Here is a 25,681-nt window from a genome sequence, read left to right as displayed (position 1 = left end):
CGGATGTCCGGATCACAGGCTCTCGGGGCGCAGCAGCGCCCACAGGAGATAGGCCAGGAGGCCGGCGCAGACGGCGCCGCCCAGGATGAGGTCGAGCACGGCGCGTCAGACCCGTTCGCAGGCGGCAGCATAGGCCGCGAGCAGCGCGAAGCTGCCGAGGCCGAGCGCGAGAAGAAGGATGTCGAGCATGGCGGTTCCCTGCCGGCATGGGCCGGCGACCGCACAGGGATTCAGCCCTGCGGCCGTAAAAACACCATTCGGGAAGGCAGGCGGGCTCGTAAAAAGGGCATAAAGCCTGCCGGCGACGCGCCCGCCTTTACGCGGCCTTTATGCCGGGTGTCCCTTCCGATCATCGCGCCTTTACGCCGGCCCCGCCAGATTACCGCCCGGTCCACGCATCGGAAGGTGGGAGCATGTCGGCCGCCATAGCGCCGCTGCAGGAGATGCACCGCGCCTCCCCCGGTCAGGGCCGGAGCCTTTCCCGTATCCGGCAAATCCCGCCCTGCCGCACCGGGTTCTGCGCTTTCCTGGCACTGCTCCTCTAGGGCCTGTTCGGCTCGCTCGTCATGGGCCTGCGGGGCCCGGCCACGTCCAACCCGGCCTTCGCGGTGCTCTGGCTGGCCGGGGCGGTTGGGATCGCCGCCGTCGCTCTCGCCTTGGGCTGTCTCGGCGGCCATGCGAAAGGATGACAGCACGGGGGCGCCTCCCCGGCCCCCATCCACCGCCTGACCCGGGTTATGCCGTCCTCCTCACGCCCCGCCGAGCCGCCCCGCCCCGATCCTGACGCCCTCCTCGCCGAGGCGCGGCGGGAGGGGCGCGGGCGGCTGAAGGTCTTCCTCGGCGCCGCCCCGGGCGTGGGCAAGACCTACGAGATGCTGACCGAAGCCCGCCGCCGCGCGCTGGGCGGCACGGATGTCGTGGTCGGCCTCGCGGAGACGCATGGCCGCGCGGAGACGGCCGCGCAGCTGGCGGGGCTGGAGGTGCTGCCCCGCGCCCGGCTGGACTACCGCGGCCAGGTGCTGGAGGAGTTCGACCTGGACGGCGCCCTCGCCCGCCGCCCCGCGATCCTCGTGCTGGACGAGTTGCCGCACAGCAACGCGCCGGGCAGCCGCCACCCCAAGCGGTGGCAGGACGTGGAGGAGCTGCGCGCCGCCGGGATCGAGGTCTGGACGGCGATGAACGTGCAGCACCTGGAGAGCCTCTCGGACGCCGTCGCCCGCATCACCGGCGTGCGCGTGGCCGAGACGGTGCCGGACGGCGTGCTGGCGGGCGCCGACGCCGTGGAGCTGATCGACATCCCGCCCGCGGAGCTGCTGGAGCGGCTGCGCCAGGGCAAGGTCTATCGCGCGGACCAAGCGGAGCGCGCCCTGCGCGGCTTCTTCCGCGAGGGCAACCTTGCCGCGCTCCGCGAGATGGCGCTGCGCCGCACGGCGGAGCGGGTGGATGCCGACGTCACCGGCTACATGCGCGCCAACGCCATTGCCGGCCCCTGGCCCACGGGGGACCGCGTGATGGTGCTGGTCGGCGCAGATGCCTCCGCGGAGAACGTGGTGCGCCACGCCCAGCGCATCGCCGCCACGCTGCGCGCGCCGCTGGTGGCGCTGCACGTGGAGCGGCCCGGCATGGGCGGAGGCGATCCCACCCCCGCGCTGCGCTTCGCCGAGACGCTGGGGGCAGAGACGGAGACGGTGGTGGACACCGACGTGCCCCGCGCCATCCTGGCCGCGGCGGCGGAGCGGAACGTGACGCACCTCGTGCTCGGCCGCGGGCGGCCCTCGCTGTGGCGGCGGCTGACCGGCCGCACCCTCTCCGCCACCCTGCTGCGGCGGGCCACGGATTTCGCCCTGCACCTCGTGCCCGATCCCGTCGGCACGGGGCGGCGCCCCTCCCCTCCTCCGGCCCGCGCCGTTCCCTCGTGGCTTGGCTGGGCCTCCGTGCCGCTGCTGGTGCTGGCCGCCACCGGAATCGGCTTCGGGCTGGACGGGATCGTGGCGGAAGGCGCGCTGGGCATGGTGTACCTGGCGGCCACGGTGGCCTCCGCCGTCGCCTTCGGGCCCGCGCACGGCGTGGCGGCGGCCGTGCTCTCCTTCCTCTCCTGGAACCTCCTCTTCATCCCTCCCCGCTACACCCTCACCATCGCCGGGCCGCAGGAGGTGGTGGGGGCGGTCGTCTTCAGCCTCGTCGCCCTGCTCCTGGCCGGCACGGCGGGGCGGCTGGGCCATTCCGTCCGGGCGGCCCGGGCGCGGGTATTCGGGCTGCGGCGGCTGGTGGAGTTCAGCCGGCGCCTGGGCGCCCCGATGAGCCGCGGCGACCTCCTCACCCTCATCGCGGGGGAGGCGGAGCGGGTGGCGGGCTGCCCCTGCTGCGTGCTGATGCCGCTGACGGCGGGTGATCTGCCAGGGCTGGGGCTGGATGCGCCCCGCGCGCCGGAGGAGGCCGACCTTGTCCTGCGCGCCGCAGCGCCCCCCCACGCCCAGCCGGACGACGCCTCCATGGCCGCCGCGCGCTGGGCCTCCGCCCGGCGTTCCCCGGCGGGTTGGGGGACGGACACGCTGCCCGCCGTGCCCTGGCAGTTCCAGCCCCTCTCCAGCGGCGCGGGCGCGGCGGGGCTGGTCGGGCTGCGCTTCGCCGACCGGACCGAGCCGCTGGACGCGGAGCGCGCCCGCACGCTGGACGCGCTGCTGGACCAGGCCGCCATCGCGCTGGAGCGGGCCGAGCTGATGGAGGAGCGCGCGCGCGGCACGGCGCGCGCGGAGGCGGACGCGCTGCGGACGACACTGCTCACCTCGCTCGGCCACGACCTGCGCACGCCGCTGACGGGCATCCGCGGATCGCTGGAGACGCTGCGCACCATGGGCGAGGCCCTACCGCCCGAGGCGCGCGCCGACCTGATCCTGGCCGCGGAGGAGGAGACGGCGCGGCTGGCGCGCTTCGCCACCAACGTGCTGGACATGGTGCGGGTGGAGAGCGGCGCGGTGCCCCTGCGGCGGGAGCCGCTGGACCTGCCCGCCGCGATCGAGGCCGCCGCGGAGCGCGCCGGGCAAGCGGCCGGGCGGCCCGTGGAGCGCCGGCTCGGCGACCGGCTCCCGACCCCCTCGCTCGACCCCGTCCTGTTCGACGGGATCCTCTCCAACCTCCTGGACAATGCGATGAAGTTCTCGGGCCCGCACGGCCATGTCGTCGTCACCGCGCGCCGGGAAGGCGCGAACGTGCTGGTGCAGGTGGAGGATGACGGGCCCGGCATCCCCCGCCAGGACCTGGTGCGGATCTTCGACCCCTTCTTCCGCGCCAGCCGCACGGACCGCATCGCCGCCGGCACGGGGCTGGGCCTTGCCATCGCCCGCGGCCTGACGCGGGCCATGGGGGGCGAGATCGCGGCGGAAAGCCCGGTGCATGAGGGCAAGGGGACGCGCATGTCCCTGCGGTTCCCGGCATGACCGGCGCGGAACTCCTCCCACCCCGCGTGCTGGTGGTGGACGACGAGCCGCAGATCCACCGCTTCCTCGGCCCCGCCCTCGCCGCCTCGGGCTACGAACCGCTGCGGGCAGAGAACGCGGCGGAAGGGCTGCGGATCGCCGCTTCCCACAGCCCCGCCGCGGTGCTGCTCGACCTCGGCCTACCGGACATGGACGGGCAGCTCGTGATCCCCCGCCTGCGCGGCTTCACGGAGGCGCCGATCATCGTCCTCTCCGCCCGGGACCGGGAGGAGGGCAAGGTCGCGGCGCTGGACGCGGGGGCGGACGACTACGTGGAGAAGCCCTTCGCGCTGGGGGAGCTGCTGGCGCGGCTCCGCGCCTCGCTCCGCCGCGCCGCCGCGCGCGGGGCGGTGCCGGCGGATGCCGTGATCCGAGTGGGGCCGCTGGAGGTGGACCTGGCCGGGCGCATGGCCCGCCTCCACGGGGCCCTCCTGCGCCTGACGCCGCGCGAATGGGCCGTGCTCGCCGCCCTGGCGCGGGCCGGTACGGGCCGGGTGGTGACGCAGCGCCAGCTCCTCTCCGCCGTCTGGGGCCCCGGGCACGCGGAGGATGCGCAGTACCTGCGCGTCTATATCGGGCATCTCCGCCAGAAACTGGGTGAGGCGGCATCCCTGATCCGGACGGAGCCGGGCGTGGGGTACCGGCTGGGCTCGGAGGAGTGATGCGGGGGCGCCGGATCACGGGGCGGCCAGCCGCCTAGCCATCCCCGCGTCACCGCCCGGCGAACCTGTTGTGGTGGAGAGCCGGGCGATTCGCCTACAACCCCGCCATGCGCCTCCACGCTGCCCTTACAGCCACACTCACAGCTCTTCTGCTGGCTTCCTGCGCCAGTCCCGAGTGGGAGACGGTGGACCGCACGCCCGAGGGAGTGTCCTACGAGGACGCGGCCCGGACCAATGCGGAGGCGATCGAGGCGGGCATGGAAAGAGCCCGGCGCGACCTCGCGCGCCGGGCGATCATGCGGATGATGCGGGCTCCGGGTTAGCGGCGGACTGGCAGCGCCGGTCACGCCCGCCGCGCTTCCGGGCCCCGGGAGCGGGAGGCGACCGAGACGGGAAGCGCGTACCTGCAGGCACAGGCGGGCCAAGCAATCCATGGCCCACCCGCCCTGCCAGCAGGCGGCCCGCGCCGCCCCCGGCCCTTCAGCGATAGGCCCAGGCCGGCTGCTGATGCCGGTAGGCGTCGCGCTGGCCGGCCTCATAGGCCCGGCGCTCGGCCAACTCGCGCTGCTGGCGCCAGAACTCACGGCGGTACTCGCGGCGAGCCCTGTGCTCGTGCCAGCCCTCATGCTCCCAGGCCGGCGGCGGTGGGGCATAGCCGTAGCCATACCCGTAACTCTGGGCCTTCGCGGTGGGCGCCACCGCCAGAGCCCCCGCCATGACCAACAGCGCCCCGAACACTGCGTTCTTCATCTTGTGCCTCGCACCAGGAGCATCCGGCCCCGGTACGACGGATTTAGGCGGACGATCCGGGCGCGCGTTTGACGCTCTGCGCCATCTTCCTGTCACCTTGCGGCATCCCGGCAGGGGCCGGCGGAACACGCCATGTCCATCACCGGGAAACGGCCGCCGGCGGGGTATGAGACGCCGCGGCCAGGCAGGGGTGCCCCCCGTTAGGGCACGCCGCCCTGGCCCTTCACGGGACAGGCTGGCACGCGGTTCGAGCCATGCATCCGCGCATGTTGCGCCCACTGAAATAGCATCGCTCCCCCGCACGGCTTCCCTCTAGAAGCCCGCGACCCGGCTCAGGGGGAGCCGGATGGGAGCCATCGCCCGACCAGGACATGTCCTGTGGCCGGCGGTGGCTCCTGGTTTCCAGGACAGAACGGCGAGACGGCCTGCGCATGAACAGGGCAGCCCACACCGACCTTTTCGCCCACCTCGACCGGGTGATGACGGCGGAGGCCCATCGCCTGGACGATCGTTGGGAGATGGTGATCCGCGACGAGGATGGCCGGGTGCGGTGCGCCTGGCGCCCCGACATGGCCCTCCTGGCCGGGGATGCCGAGCGGATCGCCCCTTCCGTGCTCCAGATGATGATCAGCATGGTCCGGAACGGCCTCCTTCCGCTGGATCACGAGGGCCGGCCCGGGGCATGAGGCGCTGAGCGCCCGGGCGAGCCTGCCGGGAAGGCGCAGGGACCGCCGCCGGAAGGGAAGCCCGGATTGATCACCACGCTCGCCGTCTCGGGCTACCGCTCGCTTCGCGATCTTGTCGTGCCGCTGGGATCGCTGACGGTCGTCACGGGCGCCAATGGCAGCGGCAAGACGAGCCTCTACCGCTCGCTCCGTCTCCTGGCCGAGGCGGCGCAGGGCCGCCTCGTCGCGGCGCTGGCCGGGGAAGGCGGGCTCTCCTCCGCGCTCTGGGCCGGCCCCGAGGCGTTCGGCCGGAGCGTGCGCGCGGGGATTCACCCCGTCCAGGGCACGGCGCGCAAGGGCCCGGTCAGCCTCCGCCTCGGCTTCTCCGGTGACGAGTACGGCTACGCCATCGACCTCGGCCTGCCGGTGCCACCCCACCCTTTCCCACTGGATCCTGCGATCAAGCTGGAGGCGATGTGGACCGGCGATCTGCCCGGACGCGCCAACATCTTCGCCGAGCGCCGCGGCCCGCATGTGCGGCTGCGCCGCGCGCGGGACGGCGCCTGGCGGGACGCGGCCCTGGACCTCTCACCCTTCGACTCCATGGTCACCCACTGCGCCGACCCGACGGACGGCGCGGAGCTTCTCGCGGCGCGCGAGCGCCTGCGGAACTGGCGCTTCTACGACGCGCTGCGCACCGACCCGGACGCACCGGCGCGGCGCCCGCAGGTAATGACCTACACTCCCGTGCTCGGCGGCGACGGCGCCGACCTCGCGGCCGCCATCGCCACCATCGCCGCGATCGGCGACGCGGCGGCGCTGGAAGCGGCCGTGGAGCACGCCTTCCCCAGCGCGCGGCTGGAGGCGGGGCCGGGCGAGCGCGGCGGCCTCCTCCTGCACCAGCACGGGCTGCTGCGCCCCCTGGGCCCGGCGGAACTCTCCGACGGCACGCTGCGCTACCTCCTGCTCGCCGCCGCGCTGCTCTCGCCGCGTTTGCCGGAGCTGATGGTGCTGAACGAGCCGGAGGCCAGCCTGCATCCCTCGCTAATGCCGCCCCTCGCCCGGCTCCTCGCGGAGGCCTCGCGCCGATGCCAGGTCGTGGTGGTCAGCCACAACGAGGTGCTGATCGACGCCCTGCACGGCGAGGGCGAGGTCACGGCGGTGCGGCTGCACAAGGAACTCGGCGAAACCTCCGCGCCCGACCTCGACCCGCCGCGCTGGATCTGGCCGAAGCGCTAGTTCAGAGGAGCAGGCCGATGCCGGTCAAGACCGGCGTGACGGCCAGCGCCAGCGCGACGCGCGGCGCGTAGTTCAGCAGCATGGCCAGCGGCATGGCCGTGGCGGTGAGCAGGCCAAGCCACAGGACGAGGCCCAGCCCCCACCCCAGCTCCATCACGACGGGCACGACCGACAGGGCCAGGAGCCCCCAGCCCAGCGCGGTGAGGACGCGCCGCCGCCCGGCCGGCACGGCGCGGCTGCGGAACACCTGCTCGTGGTGGCGCGCCATGGCTAGGCAGAGGGCGGTGAAGCCGGCGTAGGACAGCGCGGCGGCGAAGGCGATCACTCCGCGGCCTCCGCCGGCATGAGAGCCGCCTTCGGGGCGGGCCTGCGCGCGCGCGCGGTTGCCGGCTGGTGCCGCGCCACCTTCCAGGCCAGCACGCCCAGCAGCGCGGCGCAGGCCAGCAGCCCCAGGTCGAACCCGGCCCGCACGATGTCGCCCTCGGCCAGGGTTGCGAGGAGGTGGCGCTGCGTCACCAGAGCATTGAGCGCCGGCAGCAACGCGAAGGCGGCAGCCCCGGCGGCGAACTGCTCCACCCAGGCCTGCCGCCCCCGGCGGAACAGCGGGTGGACGAAGCAGAGGCCCCAGATGATGAAGAAGACGTGTACCTCCCATGCCGCGCGCTCCTCCATCCCCACGGGCAGCAGGCGGTTGGCCCAGAGGAAGGCCGCCATGGCCAGCGGCAGGCCGGCGATGGCGGCGATGTTCAGGTGCTCCACAAGCCGCGTGCCGAATCCCACCCGGCCCTTCTTGGCCGCCTGCTGCCGCATCTTCACGGCCCAGAGGACGCAGCCCGTGGCGACCATCACCGTGCCCGCCAGGCCGGAGAGGAGGAACAGCCCGCGCAGGAACGGCCCGGCGAACCGGCCGATATGCAGGCCGTACATCCAACCCCGCACCTCGGCGGCGGGGCGGCCCTCGCCGCTGTCCTGGATCAGCGCGCCGGTCGGGCCGTCGAAGGTGAGGCTCTGCGGGTTGTAGGAGATGCGCTCGGAATCCGCGCGGACGAGTTGGATCGTGGCGTTCGCGTCGCCGGGGTTCGCCACCACGATGCGGCCGACGCGCCCGCCCTCCCAGCGCCGCTGCGCCTCCTCCACCAGCGGCAGCACGGGCGCCAGCGGCGCGGGGGTGTTGGCGCGCGGGCGCGGCGGGGCGCTGCCGAAGGCCTCCGCGTTGAAGGCCTGGCGCCCGCCGGGATAGGCGCGGTCGATGCCCCAGGGCATGACCATCAGCATGAACAGCACCAGCCCGGTGTAGGTGATCATCAGGTGGTAGGGCAGCGCGAGCACCGCACAGACATTGTGCCCGTCCAGCCAGGAGCGCTGGCCCTTGCCCGGCCGGAAGGTGAAGAAGTCCGCGAAGATGCGCCGGTGCGTGATGATGCCGCTGACGATCGCGACGAGCATGAACATCGCGCAGATGCTGACGATCCAGCGGCCCCAGAGCACGCTCATGTAATGCAGCTGGAAGTGGAAGCGGTAGAAGAACTCCCCGCCCATCGTCTCGCGCGCCTCCACCGGGTGGCCGGTGGCGGGGTCCAGCACCGCCTCCCGGAAGCCGCGCCCGCGGCCGCGCCCGCCGCCCTCGCGCCAGAACACGCGGGTGGTCGTCTCGCGCTCGCTCGGCAGCGTGATGAACCAGGTGGGGGAATTCGGCGCCATGCCCTGCATGGCCTTCACCGCCACCTCGGCATCCGCCGGTCCGGGGCGGGACAGGGCGAGTTCCGGCCGCATCCAGTAGGAGATCTCCGGCCGGAGATAGGCGGCGGTGCCGGTGAGGAAGACGGCGAAGAGAATCCAGCCGACGAGCAGCCCGGCCCAGCTGTGCAGCCAGGCCATGGACTGGCGGAAGCCTTCCTTCACGGGAGGTGACCTTGCAGGAGGTAGAGAACGGCCACCAGCAGCGCCGCCGTGCCGGCGATGCCGGCGCAGGCCCGCCAGGCATTGCGGGCCGCGAAGGCCCAGACCACCGCCCCGGCATAGACGGCGAAGCTCGCCATGGTGGCGGTCAGCACCGCCTCGGCCCGCTGCATGGGAAGGCCGAGGGAGAGCACGGTGGTGGACAGGGCGGCCACGGCGTAGCCGCCGCCCACCCCCGCCAGGATCCGCAGCACGATCCCGCCGGCCCGGCGCAGTTCCGCGCCCGGTGGGAGCCGGGCGCGGAGGGAGGCTGCGGACGGGACGGGAAGGCCGGCCCGCATCATGTCAGAACCGGTAGCGGATGTTGCCCAGCACCACCCGCCCCGTGCCGTACCAGCAGGAGGAGTAGGAGAAGCAGCTGCTGACATAGCGCGTATCCGCCAGGTTGCTGATGTTCACCGAGGCCGTCGCGCCCTGGAAGGTCCGCGTCAACTGGCCCAGGTCGTAGCGGACGGAGAGGTCCAGCAGCGTCGCGTCGGGCACCTTGAAGGTGTTCGCGTCGTCGCCCCAGGAGGAGCCGATGTAGCGCACGCCGCCGCCCACGCCCAGGCCCGCCAGCCGGTTGCCCTCCTGGAAGGTGTAGTCCACCCAGCCGGACGCCAGGTGCGTCGGCACGCCCCAAGGCGTCTTGCCCTGCAGCGCCACCGTGCCGCCGGTCCGCGTCGGGAAGAAGCCCAGGTCGATCACCGTGGTGTTGCGCGTCTTCGAGAACTCGACGTCCGTGTAGGAGTAGTTGGCCGTGAAGCTCAGCCCGGCCATCAGCGTCGCCTTGGCCTCGAACTCCAGGCCGCGGGAACGCGTCTCGCCCTGCTGCACGCTGAAGCCGGGGTTCACCGGGTCCGTCGTCAGCACGTTCTCGCGCAGCAGGTCGAAGGCCGCGGCGCTCAGCAGCAGGTTGGTGCCCGTCGGCTGGTAGCGGATGCCCACCTCGTACTGGCGGCCCGTCGTCGGCCGGAAGGGGCTACCCAGCCGGTCCGTGCCCGCCTGCGGCTCAAAGCTCTCGCTGTAGCTGGCATAGGGCGCGATCCCGTTGTCGAAGCGGTACACCGCGCCCGCCCGCCCAGTGGCGGCGCTGGCCGTGGACCGCGTGCGGGAAGCGAGAGTCTGCGTCGTGAGGTTCTTGTTCTCCGTCGTCGTGTCGGACCAGTCCAGCCGCCCGCCGAGCAGCAGGGTCAGCCGGTCGTACTTGATCTGGTCCTGCAGGTAGACGCCCATCTGGTTCTGGCGCTGGCTGGAGTAGCTGCTGAAGGGCGGGAAGAAGGAGCCCTGGTTGTCGTAGTTCGGGTTGAACAGGTCCAGCCGCGGCAGCCGCTGCCCCAGCGCCGTGGTGGAGAGGGCGGAGGCCTGGTAGGTGTCCGTCAGCACCCGGAAGTAGTCCAGCCCCGCCAGCGTCAGGTGCTCGAACGGCCCCGTGCGGAACCGGCCCTGCGCCTGGTTGTCGATGGTGAAGACGTCGATGTCGACATCCGTCCCGAAGGCCGAGCGCACCATCTGCCGGTAGTCCGGCGTGACGCCCGCATTGTAGATGCTGCGGTACTGGCCCTGCGTGTGCAGGTAGCGGGCGTTCTGGCGGAGGGTCAGCCACTCGGTCGCGCGGTGCTCGGCCTGGTAGCCGATGTAGTAGTGCTCGCGGTTCGACTTCTCGAAATCCGGGTCGCCGTCATAGAAGCGCTGGCGGATGCGCCCGTTCGGGTTGGGCAGCACGGAGCCATAGGCCGGGACGCTGCCGTAGGAGCCGCCCTCCGGATCGTGCTGGTAGTGGCCGAACACCGTGACGGTCGTGTCCGTGTCGGGCCGCCAGGTCAGCGTAGGCGAGATGAAGTACCGGCGCTCCCGCGTGCGGTCCAACTCGCCGTCACCCTCGGAATAGCTGCCGACGACGCGGCCGAGCCACTTGCCGTCCGCGTCCAGCCGCCCGCTGAGGTCGAAGGCCGCGCGGTAGCGGTCGCGCGTCCCCGCCTCCAGCAGCACCTCGCGGATGCGCTCATCCGTGGGGCGCTTGGTGACGATGTTGAACAGGCCGCCCGGCGGCGAGGAGCCGTAGAGCACGGAGGCGGGGCCGCGCAGCACCTCAAGCCGCTCGATGCGGTAGGCATCCGTGCTGGGATTGGCATCGCGCCCGCCCGCCACGCGCAGCCCGTCGAGGTAGGAGGCGGGGGTGTAGCCGCGGAAGTACAGCGCATCCAGGCGCACCGCCGTGGAGCCGCGGATATCCGTCACGGTGCCCGCCGTGTAGCGAAGCGCCTGCGTCACCGTCCGCGCGTCGCGCGCCTCGATCTCGTCCGCGGTCACGACGGAGATGGATTGCGGCGTCTCGATCAGCGGCGTGTCGGTCTTGGTTCCCGTGGCGCTCACCCCGGCGACGAAGCCGTCCACCGGGCTGGTCCCGCGCTCGATGCCGCTCTGGATCCGGACCTCCGGGATCTGCACGGCCCCGGCCGGCGCGGCCTCGCCGGCGCCGGGGGCCTGCGCCTCCTGGGCCAGGATCGTCGAGGGAAGGACGGAGGCGACGACGCCCACCATGAGGTAGCGCCGGCGCTTTGCGCTGGTGCCGGTAACACAAACGTTCATCTGAAACGAACCCGCACTAAACTGATACTGAGAGTCACTCTCATATTACAGGGCATTCAGGTGCCGCAAGCCCGCCTGTGTGTCTGGGATGCCCACTGCGGCATTCCCGCAACTACACTGCAAACCCGCTTTGATTTCATGCGGAAAGATATGCCTGATCCGTAAATCTGGGGTCCCGCCTCCGGGGATTTCCCGGCCGGCCCCCGCCAGATGCTCGCCAGATGCCCGCCACCGGAGCGCCGCCCGGGCGCGGTGCTCCGGTGATGCGGCGGTTCCTCATCACGCAGCGTTCATTGCTGGATGATCATAGGATCGGGTGACGCGAGGGCATCTCGCCTAGTTACAAACTCATGAACCGACTCGACGCAGCACCGGCCCGCCCCCTTCTCCTCTGCATGTCGCACCTGCCCTGGGACTTGGTGCTGCAGCGCCCTCAGCACCTCCTCTCTCGCGCTGCGAGGGAGTGGCGGGTGATCTACTTCGAGGAGCCGCGCTTCGAGCCGCCCGGCCCCGACCTGCCGCGGCTGGAGCGCCGCGAGGTGGCCGAGGGAATCGAGGTCGTCACGCCCCTCCTGCCCTACTGGGACGGCGTTCCCGGCAGCGTCGAGCGCATGCAGCGCCCTTTTCTCGACGCCCTGATCGCCGAGGCCGGCCAGCCGGACGTGCTCTGGTACTACACCCCGCTGGCTCAGGCCGTCGCGGGCCACCTGTCGCCGCGCCTGACCGTGTATGACTGCATGGACGAACTCTCGGCCTTCCGGGGCGCGTCGCCGCAGATGCTGATCGAGGAGCGGCGCCTCATGCGCCGCGCCGATCTTGTTTTTACCGGCGGGCAGTCCCTCTACGAGGCCAAGCGCGCCATCCGGCCCGACGTTCACTGCTTCCCCTCCTCCATCGACCGGCACCACTTCGCGCGGGCCCGCGCCGGCGACATTCCGGAGCCGCCCGAGCTCCGGGCCCTTCCCCACCCCCGGATCGGCTGGTTCGGGGTGGTGGACGAGCGGCTCGACCTCGACCTGCTGGCCGCCTGCGCGGAGCGCCGGCCCGAATGGTCCTTCGTCATGATCGGCCCCGTCGTGAAGATCGACCCCGCTGACCTGCCGCGGCGCGCGAACATCCACTGGCTCGGGCGGCGGTCCTACGCGGACCTGCCCGCCCATCTCGCCCACTGGGATGCGGGCCTCATGCCATTCGCGATCAACGAGGCCACGCGCTTCATCAGCCCGACGAAGACGCCGGAGTACCTCGCCGCCGGCGTGCCCGTGGTCTCCACCCCCATCACCGACGTCGTGAGGCCCTGGGGTGAGGCAGGGCTGGTCGAGATCGCCAGCACCGCGGAAGCAGCAGTCACCGCCCTGGAGCAGGCCATGGCGCGCCCGCGCGAGGCCTGGCTCGACCGCGTCGACCAGCACCTCTCCCTCATCTCCTGGGACAAGACCTGGACCAGCATGGCCGCCCTCATCCGCGCCGCCAGCCAAGCCCCCGCGCTCGCAGGCGGCATGCGCGCGTGATCGGCGGAGATCCGTGCGGCCGCCGGCATCCTCTCCGGCCAGATCGGGCGCGAGGCGCGCCATCTGGCCCCAGTTGGGCGGTGCCGAACCCCTCCTGTGAGAATGCACCCCGGCATTCGCGCGGATAGGTTTCCTTCCGGGAAACGGGGCCGGAGGCGATGCCAGGGCAGAACCGCCGCGAGGAGGCGCTGAGGCACGCAGAGGATCAGCGCCTCCGGATCGTGAAGCAGCAGGAGCTGATCGGGGCTCTCGAGAGGGCGGGGCAGAAGAACCTCCTCCCCGAGGCGCACCGGCTCCTCGCCGCCATGATGCGAACGCGCGCCGTGCTGGACGAGGAGCTCCGCAAGGCGCTGTACCGGCCCAGCGATGATTGACGCCCCGAACCAGCGCCTTGCCGCATGCTCCACGCAGCAAGGCCAGGGACTGTGAGGCCCGCGGGTGTCGGCCGGGTCTCCTGTCACGCCTTCGGGAAACAGGCCGGCGATGACGGCCCGGGTAGCGCAGGTTAGCGGGTAATCCCTCTCCTTGCCGCAAAAGGTGCTTCAAAGCCGTCGGAGAGCAGGATGAGTGTCGCCTCCAGCCAGCCGGATCATACGATGCGTGGTGCGCCCGGGCTGAGGCCGTCCTCAGGCCTGTTCCTTTCGGCCGGTCTTCTCGGCTTCTGCCTCGGCGGCTTCTTCGATGGCATCCTGCTGCACCAGGTCCTGCAGTGGCACCACTTCCTCTCCCTGGTTCCCGGAGAGGCTCTGCGAGACATACGCAATCAGATCCTGGCGGACGGGCTGTTCCACGTGGCGGTCTACCTCCTCGCCGCGCTCGGGCTCGTCGGCCTCTGGCGCACGAGAGGGGGATTGCCACTGGCGGGCCCGCGGATGCTGGGCAGCGTGTTCCTCGGCTTCGCGCTCTGGCAAGCGGTGGACGTGGTCATCTTTCACTGGATCGTGGGCATTCACCGCGTTCGCGTCGACGTGCCGGATCCTCTGACCTGGGATATCGGCTGGCTCCTCGTCACGGGGCTGCCGCCGCTCGGCATCGCGCTGTGGCTGATGCGCCGGCCCGACCCGCCCTCCGGCGCATCGCGCGGGGGCACCGTCCTGGCCAGCGTCCTCGCCGCCCTCGTCCTGGCCTCCGGCCCGCTCGCCGCGCTGCCCCCGGCAGGGGCGCCCGTGGTGATGGTGCTCTACAGCGCGGGCCAGGGCGCTGAGGCGAGCTTCGCGGCGGCCGTCGCAGCCGGTGGCCGCGTGGCCTGGAGCGATCCGTCCGGCGAGCTGCTGGCGGTGGACCTGAGCCAAGGTGGCTCCGTCATGAGCCTCTACCGCAGCGGTGCCGTCATGGTCGGGTGGTCCAGCCTGGGCGGCGGATGCCTCGCCTGGACTCAGAAGCCGGCCTGATCCGGGGCCTCGGGCTCCGTCGGAGGGGCCACGCCGATGCGGCACCGACTGGCGGCAGATGTCCTGACCCGCCGGGCCGGTCAGGCCGGCACGCGCCCGAGGAGATCCGGCCTTCCCGACCTCATCCACGCGCCAGCCGGCGCTCGAGGAACTCCAGCCGGTCCTGCCCCCAGAAGATATCGTTCCCGACGACGTAGCTCGGCGCGCCGAACACGCCCCGGTCGATTGCGGCCTGCGTGTCCCCGGCGCGCCGCTCCGCCCACCGCTCCTCGGAGCCCAGTGCCATGATGGCCGTGGCGTCCAGCCCCGCCTCGCCGATCAGCGAGGCCAGCACCGCCCGATCCCCGGTATTCCGATCCTCCTCCCACAGAGCCCTGAGCACCCGGTGCGCCAGGGCGATGGCGGGCCGGTCCTCGATCGTCTCGCGCACCGCGATGACGCAGCGGGCGGCGAGGCTCTCGTCGATCGGATGGGCACTCGGGCGGAGATGGATGGGGATGCCGAGATGCTCCCGCCACCGCTCCAGCTCCTGCAGGCGATAGGCCTGGCGCTGCGGCGAGCGCTTGGGCAGCGGCAGCCCTCCCGAGGCGGGGAAGATGGTGCCGAAATCCACGGGGTAGATGCGCAGGCTTGCCCCGTGGCGCTCCACCATCGCCTCCAGCCGCGCGGCGCCCAGATGTGTCCAGGGCGAGTTCAGCGAAGCGAAGTAGTCGACGTGCAGGGCCATGGCTGCTGTCTCCCGCGCCCGCAGTCCCGCCGCGGGTTGCGGCGGATGGCAGGCCCGGCCCATCTCTACCCTGCCCGCGGCAAGGCGCCCATCGGCCCGGTGCAGGCGGCGCCGCGCGCCGGCACCGCCAGAGGATGCGGCGCAGCCCTCCCTACTCGAAGGTCAGCTTCGCCTCCTGCGCGATCTGGCGGTACCGCGCGATGTCGCGAAGAATCAGCTTGGAGAGATCCTGCGGCGTGCCGCCGCGGGTGTTGAATCCCGCGTCGTACATGCGCTGCTTCGTCTCGGGGTGTTGCACCGCCTCGTTCACCGCCTGGCCCAGCACCTCCAGCACGGATTCTGGCGTACCCGCCGGGGCGACGACGCCCTGCCAGAACACGATCTCGTAGCCGCGCAGCCCCAGCTCATCGAGGGTCGGCACGTTCGGCAGCCTCGGATCGCGCTCCAGGCTGGTGACGGCGAGCGCGCGCAGCTGCCCGGTCGCGACCTGCTGCCAGGCCGTGCCGTCGTAGCTGCACTCCACCACGCCGCTGATGATGTCGTTCAGCCCCATCGCGCTGCCGCGATAGGGAACATGCGTCGTCTGCACGCCGGCCATGCTGTTGAACAGCTCGCCCGCGAAGTGATTCCCCGCGCCGGGGCCGGAGCTGGAATAGCGGATCGCGCCCGGATGCGCCTTCGCGTAGGCGATCAGCTCGGAGACGCTGTGATAGGGCAGCCCGGGATTGCAGACCATTATGACCTGGTACCAGGACACCGGTGCGACAGGCGCGAAATCCCGGACGGGATCGTAGGAGAGGTCGCGCGCCGTGGTGACGAGCGTGCCGAGCACGATGGAGTTGGCGAAGAGCAGCGTGTACCCGTCGTTCGGCGCGCGCGCGACCGCCTCCGCGCCGATGCGCCCGCCGCCACCGGCCCTGTTCTCCACCACCACCGGCTTGCCGAGGATCTGGCTGAGACGCTGGCCGATGATGCGGCCGCCGATATCGGTGGTCCCGCCGGGGCCGGAGGGGATGACCAGCCGGATCGGGCGGTTGGGGTAGGCCTGCGTGGCGGCCGGCTGGGCAGCGGCCGTCAGCCCCGTCGCAAGACCCGTGGCAAGGCCCAGGCCCAGTGCGGCGCAGGCGCGCCGGGTCACTCTTGTCACCACCTTCCTCCCGATCCTGTTCTTGTCATGCCCGAGGCTCACGCGGCGGCGGGCTATTACCCTTCCCCGCCGCCGCGCAGGGCGGCGCTACTCCGCGGCCGCGGAGACCTGCACACGCCCTGTGGCATCGCGCGTCACGCCGCCCTCCGCGGCCTTCTTCAGCACCTCCTCGTCCCAGGCCACCTTGCCCGCATCCGGCCCGCCGATGATCGTCAGCAGCGTGCCCTTGCCCTCCCCGACGTAGCGGAATCCCCGGTACACGCCGACCGGGACATGGATCGTGTCGAAGGGCTGAAGAACGAGTTCCTTGACCCCCTCATCGGTCCGCCACACGACGGCCCAGGGGCCGATGAGCGGCATGAACACCTCCTCCGTCTGGTGCGCGTGGAGCGAGGCACCGTTGCCGTGCTCGGCCTGGATCATGCCGAGGTTGAAGCCCTTCGCGGGCAACGGGATGTTTGCGGCCAGATCGGGCAGGTCCTCGCGCTCCACCACGCCCATGCCGATCAGGTTGATCTTGAAGCGCCGCGCGCCGGGCAGGCTGCTGTCGACGAAGGCTTCCTCGGATCCGCGCAGCGCGCCGAAGCGCGCGACGTACTTCTCCATGTCGGAGACGGAGAGATTCTGGACGTCCATTTCGCTCACTCCCTTCAGGATCTTCTTTGTCCCGTGCTCAGGATTCGGCCGAGGCCAGGGTGCCGTCCGCGTTGCGGCGCTGCCCCGTGCGCGCGGCGGTCTCCTCCTCGTAGCCCGGCAGGTAGTCCACCTTGCCGGCCGGGCCGCCGATGATGGTGAGGAGGCGGCCCTTGCCTTCGCCCACGTAACGGAACCAGCGGAAGCACCCGACGGGGAACATGACGGAATCGAAGGGAGCCAGCTCGGCGCTGTGCTCCGTCTCGCCGTCCAGCCAGAAGACGCGCCAGTTGCCGATCAGCGGCATGAAGAACTCTTCCGTCTCGTGCGAGTGGGGCGCCGTACCCTGGCCGTTCTCGCACTCCAGCATGCCGACATTGAAGGAGGCGGCGGGCAGCGCGATGTTGGGGCGCAGCGACGGATCGACCTCGTTCTCCGTCACGCCAAGGCCGACGATGTTGAACTTCGTCCGCCGGCAATTCGGCATGCTCGTATCGACATAGGCGTTCGCGCTGCCCCGCAGGCTCGCGAAGCGGGCGATGTTCGCGGCCATCAGCTCGGGCGGGAAGGATCCTGACACGGTGGCGTCTCCTGGCTTGTTTCCCGCAGTCTTTCCGTTTATCGGAAAGGCATCTTGTTGTGCGAAAAGACTAGGAGCGCAAATTGCCCGGCGTCAACGATGATCCTGCGCCCGGCCGCCCGGCGGAGACGGGCACGGTGGTGCGCGTGCTCCAGCTCCTCTCCTGCTTCGCCGAGACGGAGGAGTGGCCGCTCCAGCGCCTGGCGCAGCGGCTGGACCTTCCGCGCAGCACCACGCACCGGCTGCTGAACCTCTGCAGGGGCGCGGGCTTCGTCGCCGCGGAGGGCGGCGGCACCTACCGGCCGGGCACGGAGCTGTACCGCCTCGCCGGCCGGCTGGCCGCGGGGATGCCGCTTCGGCGCCTTGCCCGCCCCGTGCTGGACGGGCTGACCGCCGCCTGCGGTGAGGTCTCGATGCTGACGGCGCTCGACCGCGACCGGCTGATGATGTTCTACGCCGCCAAGGCCGAGCCCGACGCCCCGCTGCGCTACGTGATCGAGCTGGATCTGCTGCAGCCGCTCAGCTGGGGCGCCTCCGCGCGCAGCCTGCTCGCGCATCTCACGCCCGCGGAGATCGAGGAAGTGGTGCGGCGCGCCGACCCCTCGCCGCTCGACGGCCGTCCCCTGGACGTCCAGGAACTGCTGGCATCACTGGAAAGCATACGCCGCGACGGATACGGCGTGACGCACAACCAGCGCACCCCCGGCGGCGTGGGCGTCTCAGCACCCTTCTTCGACGGCGCGGGCGAGGTGCGCGGCAACATCTCCCTCACGATCCCCGCCTTCCGCTACCGGGAGGAGGACCGGGCGCGCTACGCCGGGCTCGTCCTCGGCGCGGCGGCGCAGATCTCCCGCCTCCTCGGCCGCCCCTAGGTTTCCAGGAAGTCCTGCACCACCCGGTGCAGCTCGTCCCGCGTCCGCTCCATCATCATGCTGTGGGTCCCCTCCCCCAGGATCGCCAGCCGCTTGCGCGGGGCGGCGGTGAGAAGCGGGAAGAGGGTCTGCGCCATGTAGGGCGGCGTGTCCCGGTCCCACTCGCCGAGGACGAGGAGGGTCGGCGCGCGGATCGCCGCCGGGTCGTAGAAGGGGCGCCGCGCGCTCCAGTATTCCTGCCCGTCCTGGACGGACCCGTTCGGGGCGCGCAGCACGGGCGGGTCCTGCGCCGCCCCCACCGCGTCCGTGCCCCAGGTCGCGTCCGCCCAGGCCTGCAGCCACGCTGCCGGCACCTGGTCCGCGCGCCGCTCCTCCGGGATGCCGGAGAGCCAGCGCTCGCGCGCGCTCTCCCGCGTGATCGTGCGATAGGCACCGAGCGGCCCCGGCCCGGCCTGAACGAGACTCGGCGTCTCCCGGATCCATAGCGGCGCGTAGAGGACGAGCTTCTCCACCCGTTCCGGGTTCTCCGCCGCGAAGCGCGCCATCAGCGCGGTGCCCCAGGACCATCCCATGGCGACCACCCGCTCCACCCCGCGCGCGGCGCGGATGAAGCCCATGGCCGCCGCCACGTCCCGCAGCGCGACCTCGCCGGGCGCGATCGGCGCACCCTCCTCGGCGGGCCGGTCCATCTGCGCCGGCCGGGTGGAGCGGCCATAGCCCCGGATGTCCAGGCACCAGACATCGAAGCCGCGCGCGGCCATGACATCCATCCAGGAGCGCCCGTCGAGGGCGAGGTCGAAGCTCGTGTGCGAGGGATAGCTCGCGCCGTGGACGAAGAGCAGGGTGCGATCCGGCCGGGCCGGGCCGGCATCCGCGCGGCGCTTGTTCCGGAGGTAGAGGAGAATGTCGGGATCGCCCGAGGGCACCATGTGCTCCGACACGGCGATGTCTGGCCCGGAGACGGGCCGTGTCTGGACGTCCGTGGACATGCCGTCCTCCCCTTGCCGCCCTCCTTCCGGCGCGCCCGGCGCGGTGCCAGGCTCGCCGCCGCGGGCGGTCATGCGCCGAGGCTGAAAGCGGCACGGCGCCGAGTCAATGCGCCGGCCCGCGCCGGGGGAGGACGCAAGAGGATGGGTGACGTGAAGGACGGCGCGGCCACGCGGACGGCCATGGTGACCGGCGCCTCAACCGGCCTGGGCCGCGCCATCGCCCTGGCCCTGGCGCGCGAGGGCTTCGACCTGGCGGTGACGGATATCGAGGCGGGATGGCTGACGGAGCTGCTCTCCCATCCCGATCTCGCCGGGCGGCGTGTCGTGCCCGTCTCCCTGGAGCTGCGGTCCGAGGCGAGCATCCGCGAGGCCTTCGCGCGCGCCTCCGGCGAGGTCGGGCCGCTCGGCCTTCTCGTCAACAACGCCGCCCGCGCCCTGCACCGGCCCGCAGTGGAGGTGAGCTGGGACGAGTGGGACGAGGTGCTGGACGTGAACCTCAAGGGCGGGTTCTTCCTCTCCGCTTTCTTGGCCCGCGCCTGCATCGCGGAGGCGCGCCCCGGCAGCGTCGTCAACATCGCCTCCACCCACGGGCTGGTGGGGCTGGCGGAGCGGTCGGTCTACGGCATCTCCAAGGGCGGCATCATCCAGATGACGCGCATGCTGGCGATTGAGTGGGCTGCGCAGGGCATCCGCGTGAACGCCGTCGCCCCCGCGACGGTGATGACGCCCTCCCGCCAGCAGATCCTCGCCGATCCGCGGCGGCGCGAGGCAATGCTGGCGCGCATCCCCTCCGGCCGCTTCCCGACAGAGGAGGAGGTGGCGGCGGCCGTATGTTACCTGGCCAGCCCCGGCGCCGCCTCGATCACGGGCCAGGTCCTCGTCCTCGACGGCGGGCTGACCGCGGCCTGACCGGCCGGAACCCCGCCCCCTTGCTCCGCCCGGCGGTTCGTGCCGTCCTCCCCGGGAAGCCGCGGAGGCGGCGCGAGGAGGAATGCGGCCATGACGACGAGACGCCACGCCCTTGCGGCGATCGCCGGCGCGGCCCTGCCCGGCACCCTTCCGCGCTCGGCGCGGGCGCAGGCCTGGCCGGCGCGCCCGATCCGGATGATCGTGGCCTTCGCCCCCGGCGGCTTCACGGACATCGCGGCCCGGATCCTGGCGGAGCGCCTTTCCGCCAGCCTCGGCCAGCCCGTCACCGTCGATAACCGGGCGGGCGCCGCGGGCATCATCGGTACGGAGGCCGCGGCCCGCAGCGCCCCGGACGGCTACACGGTGCTGATGGGAACGATCAGCACCCACGCGATGAATGTCGGCCTCTACCGCAGCCTGACCTACGATCCCGTGGCCGACTTCGCGCCCGTCTCGGGCGTCGCCACCAGCCCGAACCTGCTCGTCGCCCATCCCTCCAAGGGCATCCGGGACGTAGCCGGGCTGATCGCGCGGGCACGGGCAGAGCCGGGCGTGCTGACCTACGGCTCCGGCGGCAACGGCACCTCCAGCCACCTCGCGGGAGAGCTGTTCAAGTCGCTCGCCGGCGTGGACCTGCTGCACGTGCCGTTCCGGAGCACGGCGCCCGCGGCCTCGGCGGTGCTGGCAGGGCAGGTGGACCTGATGTTCGACACGCTCCCCTCCTCCCTGCCGCACGCGCGGGAGGGCCGGCTCGTGCCCCTGGGCGTCACCTCGGCGCGGCGCCTGGCGGAGCTGCCGGCGATCCCCGCCGTGGCCGAGACCGTGCCCGGCTTTGAGATGGGCGTCTGGACGGCCCTCTTCGTCCCCTCCGCCACGCCCCGGCCGATCATCGAGCGGCTGGACGCGGCGACCCGCGAGGCCCTGCCCCAGATCACGTCCCGCTTCGCGGAGCTGGGCCTTGAGCCTCTTCCCGCGGGGCCGGAGGAGATGGCGGACTATCTGCGCGCCGAAATCGCCAAGTGGACGCAGGTGGTCAGGACCGCCCGCATCAGCGCGGATTGACCCGCGGCGGGGAACCCGTCCTTTGCTGAGGGCATGGCGGCTCGCGCGCCCCCTGGTCGACTACCTGTTCCTGTACATCGCCCTCTATGCCGGCTGGGGCGTGCTCAGCCCGTTTCTTCCCGCCGTCCTGGCCCGCCAGGGCGGGAGCGCGGAGGAGATCGGGACTCTGCTCGCCGTGGCCATGGTGGTGCGGTTGATAGCCGTCCCGGCCGCCGGGCTGGTCGCCGATCGTCTCGGCGCACCGCGCCTGATCCTGATGGTGCTGCTCCTCGCGGCGGCCGGGCTTTCCCTCGGCTACGGGGCGGCGGGCGGTTTCACCGGCCTTCTCCTGGTCAGCGCCGCCCATGCCGCCGCAACGGGCCCGATCGGCCCCCTGCCCGACGCCCTGGCGGTCCCCGCCGCCGCTGCGCCAGGGGGCAGGGGCTTCAGCTACGGCTGGGTCCGGGGCGCGGGCGCCGCGGCCTTCGTCGTGGGCAGCACCCTGGCCGGCCTGGCGGCCGCCGGGGCGGGCACCCCGAACGTCGTGCTCCCGCTCAACGCCGCGCTCTTCGCGCTGGCCGCCGCCGCCGTGGCCCTCCTGCCTTCGGCGGGCGGGGGAGCGGTGCTGGCCGAGGCGGCGGGACATCCGGCAGGACCGGCGATGACCTCGGCCGGCCGCATCCGCGCGCTTCTCCGCATCTCCGGCATCCACTGGCTCCTCCTCGCCGCGGGCCTGATCACGGGCAGCCACGCGCTCTACACGGGCTTCGCGACGCTTCACTGGCAGGCAGCGGGATTGTCGGCCGGCACGATCGGCATGCTCTGGTCCATCTCCGTCGCGGCCGAGGTGGCGGTGTTCTTCCTGCTCGGCCCCTTCCTGCTCGCGCGCCTCGGTCCGGCCCTCCTCACCGCGCTGGCGGCGGGGGCGGGCGCGCTGCGCTGGTCGGTCATGGCGGTGACGAGCTGGCTGCCGGCCATGCTGCTGGTGCAGCCGCTGCACGGGTTGACCTTTGCCGCGCAGCACCTAGCGGCCATGGCAGTCATCGCCCGCCTCGTGCCGGGCCACCTCGCGGCCAGCGCCCAGACGGTCTACGCGTCGCTCGGAACCGGCCTTGTCAGCGCCGTGCTGACCTGGGCCTCGGGCCTGCTCTACGCGCGCTGGGGCGGGCAGGGCTTCTGGCCCATGGCCCTGCTCTGCGCCGCCGCGGTGCCGGCCGCCCTTGCCCTTCAGGCAGAGCTGCGCCGAGACAGCGATACGGAGGAGCCGGCCGCCCGCGCCGGGTGATCCGGAGCGGCCGGGCCGTGGCGGAAAGATTGATTGACGCGGGCAACGCGATCGTTCGGAATATCGGGGTTGCCAAACGGCAACCCAAAGGAGGAACGGATATGGCCTGGAAGACCCCCAAGATCGTCGAGATCTCCGTCGCGATGGAAATCAACTCCTACGCCTGCGCGGAGGTCTGACCCGCCGCCCCCGGCCCGGCCGGGGGAACAGGACCCGGATGCTGAAGCTCATCGTGCTCGGCGCCGCGGCCGGCGGTGGTTTCCCGCAGTGGAACTCTGCCGGCCCGGGCTGCCGCCGCGCGCGCGCCGGTGATCCGGCCGCCCGCCCCCGCACCCAGTGCGCCCTGGCCGCCAGCGCGGATGGCGAGCGCTGGGTGCTCGTCAACGCCGCGCCGGAGCTGACGGCGCAGATCGCCGCCACCCCCGCCCTGCACCCGCGCCCTGTTGGAAGTGCCGTCCGGCACTCCCCCATCGCCGCCGCCGTGCTGACAGGGGCCGAGGTGGACACGATCGCCGGCCTCCTCTCCCTCCGCGAGCGTCATCCCTTCGCCCTCTACGCAACGGCACCCACCCATGCCGTGCTCGCCGCGAACCCGATCTTCGGCGCCCTGAACCCCGCCATCGTGCCCCGCCGCGACCTTCCGCTGGAGGCACCGCTAGACCTTCGCGATGCCGGGGGAGAGCCGCTCGGCCTTTCCGTCGAGGCCTATCCCGTTCCCAGCAAGGTTCCCCTGTTCCAGGAAACCCGGGACGAGGCCGAGCCGGGCGAGCCGGGCACCACGATCGGCCTTGCCCTGCGCGCGGAGGGGAGGCGGGCCGTCCATTTCATCCCGGGCTGCGCGGCGATGACCGATGACCTCCACGCCCGCCTCCGCGGCGCGGAGGTCGTGCTCTTCGACGGAACGCTGTGGCGCGACGACGAGATGATCCGCGCGGGCGCCGGCCCCAAGACGGGCGCCCGCATGGGCCACATGTCCATCTCCGGCGAGGATGGCACCCTCGCCGCCTTCGAGGACCTTGGCGTGCGGCGCCGCATCCTCGTCCACCTGAACAACACCAACCCCGTCCTGCTGGAGGACAGCCCGGAGCGCGCCATGGTCGCCGCCGCCGGCTGGGAGGTCGCCGAGGACGGCATGGAGATCACCGCGTGAGTGCGCTGCTGGACGAGAACGAGGACGACCTGCTCCCGCCCGACGAGCTGGAGGAGCGGCTGCGCGCCATCGGCGCGGAGCGCTACCACAACCTGCACCCCTTCCACCGGCTGCTGCACGGCGGGAAACTCTCCAAGGGCCAGGTCCAGGCCTGGGCGCTGAACCGCTACTACTACCAAGCCAGCATCCCCGCGAAGGACGCCTCCCTCCTCGCCCGCCTGCCCACCACGGCGCTGCGCCGGGAGTGGCGCCGCCGACTGGAGGACCATGACGGCGACGGCAGCAAGCCCGGCGGGGTGGAGCGCTGGCTCGTCCTCACCCGCGGCCTCGGGCTGGACGACGCCTATGTCACCTCTCTGCGCGGCCTGCTGCCCGCCACCCGCTTCGCCGTGGACGCCTATGTCCACTTCGTGCGGGAGCGCAGCCTACTGGAGGCGGTGGCCTCCTCGCTGACCGAGATGTTCTCCCCCGCCATCATCTCGGAGCGCGTCAGCGGCATGCTCCGCGCCTACGACTTCGTGGACGAGGCGACGCTCGCCTACTTCACCCCGCGGCTGACCCAGGCGCCCCAGGACGTCGCCTTCGCCCTGGACTACGTGACGCGCGAGGCGCGCAGCCGCACGCAGCAGGAACAGGTGCTGGCTGCGCTGCGCTTCAAGTGCGACCTCCTCTGGGCGCAGCTGGACGCGCTGCACCACGCCTATGTCGCCCCGGGCCTTCCCCCGCCGGGCGCCTTTGTCCCGGGCGTGCCGTGACGGTCGCACCCGCCACGGTCCCCCGCTTCGCCCGCGGCATGCGGCTGCGCGAGGACGCGGCGCGCAACCGCTGGGTGGTGGTGGGCCCCGAGCGCCTCTTCGTCCCCGACGAGATCGCGCTGGAGATCCTCCGCCTCATCGACGGCGCGCGCAGCGTGGACGCGATCGTGGACGACCTCGCCGCCCGCTACGACGCCCCGCGCGAGGCCATCGCCGCCGACGTGCTCGCCCTGCTGAGCGACCTGCACGGAAAGGGCGTGGTCACGCCATGACCGCGCCCCCGCCCCCCTTGGGCCTGCTGGCGGAACTCACCCACCGCTGCCCGCTGCGCTGCCCCTACTGCTCAAACCCCGTCGAGCTCTCTCGCGCCTCGGCGGAGCTGGACGCCGAGACCTGGGGCCGCGTCTTCCGCGAGGCCGCAGCCCTCGGCGTGCTGCAACTCCACCTCTCCGGCGGGGAGCCCGCCGCGCGGCGCGACCTGCCGGAGATCGTCGCTCACGCCGCCCGTGCCGGCCTCTACTCCAACCTCATCACGTCGGGCGTGCTGCTCGACGCCGGGAAGCTGCAAGCCCTGGCCGATGCCGGGCTCGATCACGTCCAGCTCTCCGTCCAGGATGCCGAGGAGGCTTCCGCCGACCGCATCGGCGGATTGCGCGGCGGCCATGCCCGAAAGCTCACCTTCGCCGAGGCCGTCCACGCCGCCGGCCTGCCCCTGACCCTCAACGCGGTCGTCCACCGCCAGAACCTGGACCGGCTTCCCGCGCTGATTGACCTCGCCCTGTCCCTCGGCGCCGGGCGGCTGGAGGTCGCGCACGTCCAGTACTACGGCTGGGCCCTGCGGAACCGCGACGCCCTCCTCCCCAGCCGCGCCCAGCTCGACGCCGCCACGCGCACCGTCACCGAGGCGCGCGCCCGCCTCCAGGGCCGCCTCGTCATCGACTACGTCGTGCCGGACTACCACGCGCACCGGCCCAAGGCCTGCATGGGTGGCTGGGGCCGGTCCTTCATCGCCGTCTCCCCCGCCGGCCGCGCCCTGCCCTGCCACGCCGCCGAGAGCCTGCCCGGCTTCGATTTCCCGAGCGTGCGCGACCACTCCCTCGCCGACATCTGGGCGCATTCGGAAGCCTTCAACCGCTTCCGCGGCACCGGCTGGATGCCCGCACCCTGCCAAGGCTGCGAGCACCGCGAGCGCGACTGGGGCGGCTGCCGCTGCCAGGCCTTCGCGCTGACCGGCGAGGCGGCGGCGACCGATCCCGCCTGCGCCCTCTCCCCGCACCACCACCTGCTGGATCTGGCGGTGCAGGAAGCTGCCGTCGCGGAGGGCGACTTCACCTACCGGGAAATGGCCCGCGCCACCGTGCCGGGCTGA

General features: G+C 72.4%; 28 protein-coding genes. 17 read left to right on the top strand and 11 right to left on the bottom strand.

Translation table 11 applies throughout. The annotated features are described in order from the left end of the window. Positions 1-12: 12 nt before the first annotated feature. Positions 13-99 carry a K(+)-transporting ATPase subunit F gene (gene kdpF / locus NRP21_RS28110; protein ID WP_408639660.1) on the bottom strand — a complete coding sequence of 29 codons (87 nt, stop codon included), beginning with the start codon at positions 97-99 and terminating at the stop codon, positions 13-15. A 638-nt stretch (positions 100-737) separates the two neighbouring features. Here kdpF and NRP21_RS24355 point away from each other — a divergent pair. The 3 genes from NRP21_RS24355 (at position 738) to NRP21_RS24345 (ending at position 4,461) form a co-directional block, all read left to right on the top strand. Then, a complete protein-coding gene (locus NRP21_RS24355) occupies positions 738-3,437 on the top strand; it encodes a sensor histidine kinase (RefSeq protein ID WP_257718841.1) in 2,700 nt (899 codons plus the stop codon). Then, a complete protein-coding gene (locus NRP21_RS24350; RefSeq protein ID WP_257718840.1) occupies positions 3,434-4,138 on the top strand; it encodes a response regulator in 705 nt (234 codons plus the stop codon). The genes NRP21_RS24355 and NRP21_RS24350 overlap by 4 nt, the downstream gene beginning before the upstream one ends. Before the next feature lie 185 nt (positions 4,139-4,323). Further along, positions 4,324-4,461, top strand: coding sequence for a hypothetical protein (locus tag NRP21_RS24345; RefSeq protein WP_257718839.1), 138 nt, complete (start codon positions 4,324-4,326; stop codon positions 4,459-4,461). A gap of 157 nt (positions 4,462-4,618) precedes the next feature. Here NRP21_RS24345 and NRP21_RS24340 read toward each other — a convergent pair whose 3' ends face one another. Beyond that, the gene (locus NRP21_RS24340) at positions 4,619-4,888 is read right to left on the bottom strand and encodes a hypothetical protein (RefSeq protein ID WP_257718838.1); all 270 of its coding nucleotides are present in this window, start codon (positions 4,886-4,888) and stop codon (positions 4,619-4,621) included. A gap of 431 nt (positions 4,889-5,319) precedes the next feature. On the opposite strand from NRP21_RS24340, the gene NRP21_RS24335 reads away from it, so the two are divergent. Further along, positions 5,320-5,574: a hypothetical protein gene (locus NRP21_RS24335; protein WP_257718837.1), complete on the top strand. Its 255-nt coding sequence runs from the start codon at positions 5,320-5,322 to the stop codon at positions 5,572-5,574. A 66-nt stretch (positions 5,575-5,640) separates the two neighbouring features. After that, the gene (locus tag NRP21_RS24330; RefSeq protein ID WP_257718836.1) at positions 5,641-6,792 is read left to right on the top strand and encodes an AAA family ATPase; all 1,152 of its coding nucleotides are present in this window, start codon (positions 5,641-5,643) and stop codon (positions 6,790-6,792) included. A gap of 1 nt (position 6,793) precedes the next feature. On the opposite strand, the gene NRP21_RS24325 is transcribed toward NRP21_RS24330, so the two are convergent. From NRP21_RS24325 to NRP21_RS24310, 4 genes are read right to left on the bottom strand one after another with little or no spacing between them, the layout of a single operon-like run. Continuing rightward, positions 6,794-7,117, bottom strand: a complete 324-nt coding sequence (locus tag NRP21_RS24325) for a DUF3325 domain-containing protein (protein ID WP_257718835.1) — start codon at positions 7,115-7,117, stop codon at positions 6,794-6,796. Continuing rightward, entirely contained in the window at positions 7,114-8,694 is a 1,581-nt protein-coding gene (locus NRP21_RS24320; RefSeq protein WP_257718834.1) for a PepSY-associated TM helix domain-containing protein, read from the bottom strand. The genes NRP21_RS24325 and NRP21_RS24320 overlap by 4 nt, the downstream gene beginning before the upstream one ends. Continuing rightward, the gene (locus NRP21_RS24315) at positions 8,691-9,035 is read right to left on the bottom strand and encodes a DUF3649 domain-containing protein (protein ID WP_257718833.1); all 345 of its coding nucleotides are present in this window, start codon (positions 9,033-9,035) and stop codon (positions 8,691-8,693) included. Before NRP21_RS24315 ends, NRP21_RS24320 begins: the two co-directional genes overlap by 4 nt. Position 9,036: 1 nt before the next feature. After that, entirely contained in the window at positions 9,037-11,322 is a 2,286-nt protein-coding gene (locus NRP21_RS24310) for a TonB-dependent siderophore receptor (protein WP_257718832.1), read from the bottom strand. Between the two features lie 350 nt (positions 11,323-11,672). Here NRP21_RS24310 and NRP21_RS24305 point away from each other — a divergent pair, with 350 nt between their 5' ends. The 3 genes from NRP21_RS24305 to NRP21_RS24295 all read left to right on the top strand — a co-directional run bounded on the left by NRP21_RS24305 (position 11,673) and on the right by NRP21_RS24295 (position 14,224). Then, positions 11,673-12,833: a glycosyltransferase gene (locus tag NRP21_RS24305; RefSeq protein ID WP_257718831.1), complete on the top strand. Its 1,161-nt coding sequence runs from the start codon at positions 11,673-11,675 to the stop codon at positions 12,831-12,833. 158 nt (positions 12,834-12,991) lie between these two features. Further along, the gene (locus NRP21_RS24300) at positions 12,992-13,207 is read left to right on the top strand and encodes a hypothetical protein (protein ID WP_257718830.1); all 216 of its coding nucleotides are present in this window, start codon (positions 12,992-12,994) and stop codon (positions 13,205-13,207) included. Positions 13,208-13,396: 189 nt separating this feature from the next. Then, on the top strand, positions 13,397-14,224 hold the full coding sequence (locus tag NRP21_RS24295) for a DUF2243 domain-containing protein (protein WP_257718829.1): 828 nt from the start codon (positions 13,397-13,399) through the stop codon (positions 14,222-14,224). Positions 14,225-14,345: 121 nt separating this feature from the next. Here NRP21_RS24295 and NRP21_RS24290 read toward each other — a convergent pair whose 3' ends face one another. The 4 genes from NRP21_RS24290 to NRP21_RS24275 form a co-directional block, all read right to left on the bottom strand. After that, positions 14,346-14,951, bottom strand: coding sequence for a 2-hydroxychromene-2-carboxylate isomerase (locus tag NRP21_RS24290; RefSeq protein ID WP_257718828.1), 606 nt, complete (start codon positions 14,949-14,951; stop codon positions 14,346-14,348). A gap of 151 nt (positions 14,952-15,102) precedes the next feature. Further along, positions 15,103-16,098 carry a Bug family tripartite tricarboxylate transporter substrate binding protein gene (locus tag NRP21_RS24285; RefSeq protein WP_257718827.1) on the bottom strand — a complete coding sequence of 332 codons (996 nt, stop codon included), beginning with the start codon at positions 16,096-16,098 and terminating at the stop codon, positions 15,103-15,105. 87 nt (positions 16,099-16,185) lie between these two features. Further along, a complete protein-coding gene (locus NRP21_RS24280) occupies positions 16,186-16,734 on the bottom strand; it encodes a cupin domain-containing protein (RefSeq protein ID WP_257718826.1) in 549 nt (182 codons plus the stop codon). A gap of 37 nt (positions 16,735-16,771) precedes the next feature. Further along, positions 16,772-17,311 carry a cupin domain-containing protein gene (locus NRP21_RS24275; RefSeq protein ID WP_257718825.1) on the bottom strand — a complete coding sequence of 180 codons (540 nt, stop codon included), beginning with the start codon at positions 17,309-17,311 and terminating at the stop codon, positions 16,772-16,774. Between the two features lie 83 nt (positions 17,312-17,394). On the opposite strand from NRP21_RS24275, the gene NRP21_RS24270 reads away from it, so the two are divergent. Further along, positions 17,395-18,183: an IclR family transcriptional regulator gene (locus tag NRP21_RS24270; protein ID WP_257718824.1), complete on the top strand. Its 789-nt coding sequence runs from the start codon at positions 17,395-17,397 to the stop codon at positions 18,181-18,183. Here the strand turns inward: NRP21_RS24270 and NRP21_RS24265 are convergent. Further along, a complete protein-coding gene (locus tag NRP21_RS24265; RefSeq protein WP_257718823.1) occupies positions 18,180-19,172 on the bottom strand; it encodes an alpha/beta hydrolase in 993 nt (330 codons plus the stop codon). The genes NRP21_RS24270 and NRP21_RS24265 overlap by 4 nt on opposite strands. A 141-nt stretch (positions 19,173-19,313) precedes the next feature. On the opposite strand from NRP21_RS24265, the gene NRP21_RS24260 reads away from it, so the two are divergent. The 8 genes from NRP21_RS24260 to pqqE all read left to right on the top strand — a co-directional run bounded on the left by NRP21_RS24260 (position 19,314) and on the right by pqqE (position 25,681). Continuing rightward, positions 19,314-20,081: an SDR family NAD(P)-dependent oxidoreductase gene (locus tag NRP21_RS24260; RefSeq protein ID WP_257718822.1), complete on the top strand. Its 768-nt coding sequence runs from the start codon at positions 19,314-19,316 to the stop codon at positions 20,079-20,081. A 90-nt stretch (positions 20,082-20,171) separates the two neighbouring features. Beyond that, entirely contained in the window at positions 20,172-21,143 is a 972-nt protein-coding gene (locus tag NRP21_RS24255; protein WP_257718821.1) for a Bug family tripartite tricarboxylate transporter substrate binding protein, read from the top strand. A 22-nt stretch (positions 21,144-21,165) separates the two neighbouring features. After that, entirely contained in the window at positions 21,166-22,407 is a 1,242-nt protein-coding gene (locus NRP21_RS24250; RefSeq protein ID WP_257718820.1) for an MFS transporter, read from the top strand. A gap of 17 nt (positions 22,408-22,424) precedes the next feature. Beyond that, complete coding sequence (gene pqqA, locus NRP21_RS24245; RefSeq protein WP_257718819.1) at positions 22,425-22,586, top strand: pyrroloquinoline quinone precursor peptide PqqA; 162 nt, start codon at positions 22,425-22,427, stop codon at positions 22,584-22,586. A gap of 38 nt (positions 22,587-22,624) precedes the next feature. Then, a complete protein-coding gene (gene pqqB / locus NRP21_RS24240) occupies positions 22,625-23,557 on the top strand; it encodes a pyrroloquinoline quinone biosynthesis protein PqqB (RefSeq protein WP_257718818.1) in 933 nt (310 codons plus the stop codon). Between the two features lie 5 nt (positions 23,558-23,562). Then, the gene (pqqC, locus tag NRP21_RS24235) at positions 23,563-24,312 is read left to right on the top strand and encodes a pyrroloquinoline-quinone synthase PqqC (RefSeq protein WP_257718866.1); all 750 of its coding nucleotides are present in this window, start codon (positions 23,563-23,565) and stop codon (positions 24,310-24,312) included. Continuing rightward, a complete protein-coding gene (gene pqqD, locus NRP21_RS24230) occupies positions 24,309-24,584 on the top strand; it encodes a pyrroloquinoline quinone biosynthesis peptide chaperone PqqD (protein WP_257718817.1) in 276 nt (91 codons plus the stop codon). The genes pqqC and pqqD overlap by 4 nt, the downstream gene beginning before the upstream one ends. Then, positions 24,581-25,681, top strand: a complete 1,101-nt coding sequence (gene pqqE, locus NRP21_RS24225) for a pyrroloquinoline quinone biosynthesis protein PqqE (protein ID WP_257718816.1) — start codon at positions 24,581-24,583, stop codon at positions 25,679-25,681. The genes pqqD and pqqE overlap by 4 nt, the downstream gene beginning before the upstream one ends.

Origin of the sequence: Roseomonas populi (assembly GCF_024594815.1) — a bacterium.
Taxonomy (GTDB): Bacteria; Pseudomonadota; Alphaproteobacteria; order Acetobacterales; family Acetobacteraceae; genus Roseomonas; species Roseomonas populi.
Note: the sequence above shows the minus strand (reverse complement) of the source record. Positions and strands in the feature narration are given on the sequence as shown.

Coding starts and splice junctions, on each gene's coding strand:
- NRP21_RS24300 (WP_257718830.1), top strand. CDS start 12,992: ATGCCAGGGCAGAACCGCCGCGAGGAGGCGCTGAGGCACGCAGAGGAT.
- NRP21_RS24355 (WP_257718841.1), top strand. CDS start 738: ATGCCGTCCTCCTCACGCCCCGCCGAGCCGCCCCGCCCCGATCCTGAC.
- NRP21_RS24260 (WP_257718822.1), top strand. CDS start 19,314: ATGGGTGACGTGAAGGACGGCGCGGCCACGCGGACGGCCATGGTGACC.
- NRP21_RS24315 (WP_257718833.1), bottom strand. CDS start 9,035: ATGATGCGGGCCGGCCTTCCCGTCCCGTCCGCAGCCTCCCTCCGCGCC.
- NRP21_RS24295 (WP_257718829.1), top strand. CDS start 13,397: ATGAGTGTCGCCTCCAGCCAGCCGGATCATACGATGCGTGGTGCGCCC.
- NRP21_RS24290 (WP_257718828.1), bottom strand. CDS start 14,951: ATGGCCCTGCACGTCGACTACTTCGCTTCGCTGAACTCGCCCTGGACA.
- NRP21_RS24280 (WP_257718826.1), bottom strand. CDS start 16,734: ATGGACGTCCAGAATCTCTCCGTCTCCGACATGGAGAAGTACGTCGCG.
- NRP21_RS24350 (WP_257718840.1), top strand. CDS start 3,434: ATGACCGGCGCGGAACTCCTCCCACCCCGCGTGCTGGTGGTGGACGAC.
- NRP21_RS24335 (WP_257718837.1), top strand. CDS start 5,320: ATGAACAGGGCAGCCCACACCGACCTTTTCGCCCACCTCGACCGGGTG.
- NRP21_RS24340 (WP_257718838.1), bottom strand. CDS start 4,888: ATGAAGAACGCAGTGTTCGGGGCGCTGTTGGTCATGGCGGGGGCTCTG.
- NRP21_RS24265 (WP_257718823.1), bottom strand. CDS start 19,172: ATGTCCACGGACGTCCAGACACGGCCCGTCTCCGGGCCAGACATCGCC.
- NRP21_RS24310 (WP_257718832.1), bottom strand. CDS start 11,322: ATGAACGTTTGTGTTACCGGCACCAGCGCAAAGCGCCGGCGCTACCTC.
- pqqE (WP_257718816.1), top strand. CDS start 24,581: ATGACCGCGCCCCCGCCCCCCTTGGGCCTGCTGGCGGAACTCACCCAC.
- pqqB (WP_257718818.1), top strand. CDS start 22,625: ATGCTGAAGCTCATCGTGCTCGGCGCCGCGGCCGGCGGTGGTTTCCCG.
- NRP21_RS24255 (WP_257718821.1), top strand. CDS start 20,172: ATGACGACGAGACGCCACGCCCTTGCGGCGATCGCCGGCGCGGCCCTG.
- NRP21_RS24305 (WP_257718831.1), top strand. CDS start 11,673: ATGAACCGACTCGACGCAGCACCGGCCCGCCCCCTTCTCCTCTGCATG.